The 5,290-nt window shown below is 76.5% G+C and carries 8 protein-coding genes; all 8 read left to right on the top strand.

All coding sequences use genetic code 11. The features are described 5' to 3' along the window. Positions 1–252 precede the first annotated feature (252 nt). A complete protein-coding gene (gene coaD, locus ABEB16_RS14360) occupies positions 253–804 on the top strand; it encodes a pantetheine-phosphate adenylyltransferase (RefSeq protein ID WP_345712919.1) in 552 nt (183 codons plus the stop codon). A 2-nt stretch (positions 805–806) separates the two neighbouring features. Next, on the top strand, positions 807–1,325 hold the full coding sequence (locus tag ABEB16_RS14355) for an ATP synthase subunit B family protein (RefSeq protein WP_345712918.1): 519 nt from the start codon (positions 807–809) through the stop codon (positions 1,323–1,325). Between the two features lie 185 nt (positions 1,326–1,510). Then, entirely contained in the window at positions 1,511–2,110 is a 600-nt protein-coding gene (locus ABEB16_RS14350) for a YceD family protein (protein ID WP_345712917.1), read from the top strand. A 2-nt stretch (positions 2,111–2,112) separates the two neighbouring features. Continuing rightward, positions 2,113–2,316 carry a 50S ribosomal protein L32 gene (gene rpmF, locus ABEB16_RS14345; protein ID WP_345712916.1) on the top strand — a complete coding sequence of 68 codons (204 nt, stop codon included), beginning with the start codon at positions 2,113–2,115 and terminating at the stop codon, positions 2,314–2,316. A gap of 1 nt (position 2,317) precedes the next feature. After that, positions 2,318–3,076, top strand: a complete 759-nt coding sequence (rnc, locus tag ABEB16_RS14340; RefSeq protein WP_345712920.1) for a ribonuclease III — start codon at positions 2,318–2,320, stop codon at positions 3,074–3,076. A gap of 13 nt (positions 3,077–3,089) precedes the next feature. Then, positions 3,090–4,013 (top strand): bifunctional DNA-formamidopyrimidine glycosylase/DNA-(apurinic or apyrimidinic site) lyase, encoded by a 924-nt coding sequence (mutM, locus tag ABEB16_RS14335; protein ID WP_345712915.1) that lies wholly within the window; start codon positions 3,090–3,092, stop codon positions 4,011–4,013. A gap of 55 nt (positions 4,014–4,068) precedes the next feature. Further along, positions 4,069–4,359, top strand: a complete 291-nt coding sequence (locus tag ABEB16_RS14330; protein WP_345712914.1) for an acylphosphatase — start codon at positions 4,069–4,071, stop codon at positions 4,357–4,359. Positions 4,360–4,452: 93 nt separating this feature from the next. After that, the coding region (locus tag ABEB16_RS14325; protein WP_345712913.1) for a chromosome segregation SMC family protein at positions 4,453–5,290 on the top strand (838 nt) is incomplete at its 3' end.

The following is a 5,290-nucleotide window of genomic DNA, read 5'->3' as shown; positions in this document are numbered from 1 at the left end:
CGCCCCACCTGGCGGCGCAGGCCCTCGTCGTCGTGGAGCGCAGCAACCGGGGCCCGGAGCCGGGCTGGCCGGCCGGGTGGGCGCGCGAGGACGCCCGCCGCTACGGCGAAACCGTCCTGTGGTTCGCCGGCCCGACCGCCGCGGGGTCCTGACGCCCCCGGCCGCCGGGGCCGGTGGCGCCGTCGCACCCGGACGGCGCAGCCGCGGGGCGCTGCGGGCGGTGCGCCCGGCCACCGCTGCTAGGTTCTGCGCGTGCCAGAGCCCGCCGCCCGCCGCTGCGTGTGCCCGGGCAGCTTCGACCCGGTGACGGTCGGTCACGTCGACGTCATCCTGCGCGCCGCCCGCCTCTTCGAGGAGGTCGTCGTCGCCGTGGCCGCCAACCCCGCCAAGCGCTCGCTGTTCACCCTCGACGAGCGCGTCGCGATGGTGCGGGAGGCGATCGCGGGGCGCCCCGGTGCCGAGCGGGTCGTGGTCGACGCCCTGGGGGACGGGTTGCTCGCCGAGCACAGCCGGGCCATCGGGGCCCCGGTCGTCGTCAAGGGGCTGCGCGGCGGCACCGACTTCGCCTACGAGCTGCCGATGGCGCTGATGAACCGCCACCTCGCCGACGTCGAGACGGTCTTCCTCGCGGGCGACCCCCGCTTCGAGCACGTCTCCTCCAGCCTCGTCAAGGAGGTCGCCGGCCACGGGGGCGACGTCCGCGGCCTGGTGCCGCCGCAGGTGGAGACGGCCCTGCGGGAGCGGCTCGAGCAGCAGCGCCCCGGTGGGGCGGCACAGCCAGACCAGCCACAGGGAGGCAGGTAGTCGTGGAGGTCCACGAGAAGCTCGGGCAGCTGGCGGCCGTGGTCACGGGGGCGCGCGGCATCCCCATGTCCACGTCCTGCGTCGTCGACCGCGAGGACGTGCTGCGCCTCGTCGCCGACGTCCGCCGCCTGCTGCCCGTCGAAGTCCAGCAGGCCGGTGACGTGCTGGCCGCCCGTGACGACGTGCTCACCGCCGCCCGGCAGGAGGCCGAGCACCTCGTCGCCGACGCCCGCACGCGCGCGGACGCCCTGGTCGAGACGCAGTCGGTGATGCGAGCCGCCCGCGAGCGGGCCGAGCACATCGTCGCCAGCGCCCGCGAGGAGGCCGCCCGGCTGCGGCGGGAGGCCGACTCCTGGTGCGACGGCAAGCTCGCCGACTTCGAGGCGGAGGTGCAGCGGCTGCTGCAGCAGGCCTCGCGGGGGCGGGAGCGGCTGCGCAGCCGCGGCGCGGAGGCGGAGGGGGACCCCGCCCCGGTCGCGGCGACGGGCGAGGACGGCGCGGGGGGCGGCGGCGCCTCCTGAGGCCGCCGGTGCGCACCGGTTTGGGGACCTCGCGCCTGCTCGGCTAGGCTGGTCGGCGGCCTCGACGCCGGTGAGCGGTTCCACCCACGGTGGAGCGGACCACGGGTGCCGGGGCCGTCCAGCGCCGGTGCGGGTCCGCGAGGGCGGCGGCCCGGGCCACCGGCAGTCCGCGGAGGGGAGCAGTCGTGAGGGAGAAGGCGGGTCACCTCGACCCGAACTCGCCGTTCGTGCTGTCGACCCACGAGCTGGGGCGCCGCCCCGGCTCGATGCGGAAGGTGGAGCGCACGGTGCCGGCCCCGGCCGACCTGGGCACCGAGGTCGTCAGCGTTCCCCAGGGCAGCGACGTGCGTCTCGACCTCCGCCTGGAGGCCGTCATGGAGGGCGTCCTCGTCTCGGGCACGGCGTCCGGCCGGGCCGTCGGCGAGTGCGTCCGCTGCCTGGAGGACGTCGCGCTCGACGTCGAGGTGGAGCTGCAGGAGCTGTTCGCCTACGCCGAGCGCGCGGGTGGCCCGGGTGGTGACGACGACGACGAGCTGCGCTCGCTCGACGGCGACCTGCTCGACCTGGAGCCGGTGCTGCGCGACGCGGTCGTGCTCGAGCTGCCGTTCCAGCCGGTGTGCTCCGAGGACTGCCCCGGGCTGTGCGTCGAGTGCGGCGCCCGCCTGGCCGACGACCCCGGCCACACCCACGCCACGGCCGATCCCCGCTGGGCCGCCCTGCAGGGCCTCGTCGTCAGCGACGACACCGCCCGACCGATCCCGTCCGACCCGAGAGAGAAGAGCTGACCGTGGCCGTTCCGAAGCGGAAGATGTCCCGCAGCAACACCCGGTCCCGTCGCGCGCAGTGGAAGGCGTCGGAGACCACCCTCACCACGACCGTCCAGCGCGGGCAGGTCGTGCACTCCCGTCCGCACCAGGCGCGCGTCGTGACCGACTCCGCGGGCACGCCGCTGTACCTGGAGTACAAGGGCCGCAAGGTCAAGGACCTCTGAGCTGGTCGGCAGCGACGCCGGGCACCTCCGGGCGGGTGGGGGCGACCTCGCCCGCCTGGAGGAGCGTCTCGGCCTGCGCATCGGCTCGGCGCTGCTCCTGCAGGCGCTGACGCACCGCTCGTACGCCTACGAGAACGGCGGCCTGCCCACCAACGAGCGCCTGGAGTTCCTGGGGGACTCGGTGCTCGGGCTCGTCGTCACCGACAGCCTCTACCACCGCCACCCCAGCGTGCCCGAGGGGCAGCTGGCCAAGCTGCGCGCCGCCGTCGTCAACATGCGGGCGCTGGCCGACGTGGCGCGCTCCCTGCACCTGGGCGACCACGTGCGCCTGGGCAAGGGCGAGGAGACCACCGGCGGGCGCGACAAGGCATCCATCCTCGCCGACACCCTCGAGGCGGTCTTCGGTGCCGCATACCTCGCCGTCGGCCTGGACGCCACCCGCGAGCTCGTGCTGCGCCTGCTGGTGCCGCTGGTCGACTCCGCGGAGCGCCTGGGCGCCGGCACCGACTGGAAGACCACCCTGCAGGAGCTCACGGCCTCCTCGGGCCTCGGGGTGCCCGCCTACGCGGTGCGCGACGAGGGCCCCGACCACGCCAAGCACTTCCACGCCGACGCCGTCGTGGCGGGCACGGCGCTCGGCTCCGGGGAGGGCCGCAGCAAGAAGGAGGCCGAGCAGCGCGCGGCGGCCGCCGCGGTGCAGGCGCTGCACGAGGCGCAGGCCGCGCACGCGGTGCGCACCACGTCCCGCGTGGACGGCTGAGGCCTCCCGCGCCGTGCCGGAGCTGCCGGAGGTCGAGGTCGTCCGCCGCGGTCTGGCCCAGCACGTGGCGGGCCGCACCGTCGTGGCCGCGGAGGTGCTGCACCCGCGGGCGGTGCGCCGCCACGTCGCCGGCGCCGCCGACGCCGTCGTGCGGATGACCGGCGCGCAGCTGGCCGACGCCGTGCGCCGCGGCAAGTACCTGTGGCTGCCCCTGCTGCGCGGCGGGGACGCCGACGAGGCGGTCGTCGTGCACCTGGGCATGAGCGGGCAGCTCCTCGTGCAGCCGCCCGGCGCGCCGGCGGAGAAGCACCTGCGGGCGCGCTGGCGTTTCGCCGACGACGGCCCGGAGCTGCGTTTCGTCGACCAGCGCACCTTCGGGGGCCTGGCCGTGGAGCCGCTGGTGCCCACCGCCGACGGTGGGCCGGGCGGCGCGGGGGAGCACCCCGGTGCGCCGTGGGCGGCGTCCCTGCCCGCCCCGGTGGCGCACATCGCCCGCGACCCGCTGGACCCCCGCTTCGACGACGCGGCCTTCGCGGTGCGGCTGCGGGGGCGGGCCACCGGCGTCAAGCGGGCGGTGCTGGACCAGACGCTGGTCTCCGGGGTGGGCAACATCTACGCCGACGAGGCGTTGTGGCGGGCGCGGGTGCACTTCGCGCGGCGCACCGCCTCGCTGACCGACGCGGAGGTCGCCGCGCTGCTGGCGGGGTTGCGGGAGGTGATGACCGCGGCGCTGGAGGCGGGCGGCACGAGCTTCGACGCGCTCTACGTCAACGTCAACGGCGCCAGCGGCTACTTCGACCGCTCCCTGGCCGTCTACGGGCAGGCGGGGCGGGCGTGCCGGCGCTGCGGCGCGCCGGTGCGCCGCGACGCCTTCATGAACCGCTCCTCGTTCTCCTGCCCCACCTGCCAGCCCCTCCCCGCCGACCCGCACCGCTGACCCTCCCCGCCGCCCCGCGGCGCCGGCCCGCACCGAGCCCCCTAGCCTCGGCGGGGTGAGCGAGCAGGACGTGCGGCTGCAGGCCTGGGTGCGCGGGCGCGTGCAGGGCGTCGGGTTCCGCTGGTGGACCCGCGCGCAGGCCCTCGAACTGGGCCTGGCGGGCTCGGCCTCCAACCGCCCCGACGGGCGGGTGGAGGTCGTCGCGGAGGGACCGCGCGCGGCCGCGGAGGAACTGCTGCGCCGCCTGGGTGAGCAGCCCGGCGCCCGCGGCCGCCCCGGCGAGGTCGCGGGCGTCGTGGAGCGCTGGGACGTCCCCCGCGGGGCCGTGGGGTTCGTCGAGCGCTGAGCCGCACGTCCCGGCGGGACGGCCTGGCCGGGCGGGCGACGCCCCGCGCGGGGTGCCGGGGACGCCCCCTCGCGGCAACTACCCTCGATGCCCGTGCACCTGAAGACCCTCACCCTCAAGGGGTTCAAGTCGTTCGCCTCCGCGACGACGCTGCGGCTCGAACCCGGCATCACCTGCGTGGTGGGTCCCAACGGCTCCGGCAAGTCCAACGTGGTGGACGCCCTGACGTGGGTGATGGGGGAGCACAGCGCCAAGAGCCTGCGCGGCGGGAAGATGGAGGACGTCATCTTCGCCGGAACCACCGGTCCGGGCGGGCGCGCCGCCCTGGGCCGCGCCGAGGTCAGCCTGACCATCGACAACACCGACGGCAGGCTGCCCATCGACTACTCCGAGGTGACGATCACCCGGACGATGTTCCGCACCGGCGGCAGCGAGTACGCCATCAACGGCTCGGGCTGCCGGCTGCTCGACGTGCAGGAGCTGCTCTCCGACTCCGGCATCGGCCGGGAGATGCACGTCATCGTCGGGCAGGGCCAGATCGACGCCGTGCTGCAGGCCTCCCCGGAGGAGCGCCGCGCCTTCGTCGAGGAGGCCGCGGGCGTGCTCAAGCACCGCCGGCGCAAGGAGAAGGCGCTGCGCAAGCTCGACGCGATGGAGGCCAACCTCCAGCGCGTCGGGGACCTCGTCTCGGAGATCCGCCGCCAGCTCAAGCCGCTGGGGCGGCAGGCGGAGGTCGCCCGCCGCGCCCGCGTCGTCCAGGCCGACCTGCGCGACGCCCGCTCCCGCCTGCTCGCCGACGACCTGGTGCAGGCCGCCTCGGCGCTGCAGCGGGAGGAGGCCGACGAGGCGGCGCTGCTGACCCGCCGCGAGGCCGTGGACGCCGAGCTGGCCGAGGCGGGCACCCGGCTGGCCGCCGCGGAGGAGCGGGCCG

This window comes from Kineococcus glutinatus, from assembly GCF_039542765.1.
In the GTDB taxonomy this organism is placed as follows: Bacteria; Actinomycetota; Actinomycetes; order Actinomycetales; family Kineococcaceae; genus Kineococcus_A; species Kineococcus_A glutinatus.
Note: the sequence above shows the minus strand (reverse complement) of the source record. Positions and strands in the feature narration are given on the sequence as shown.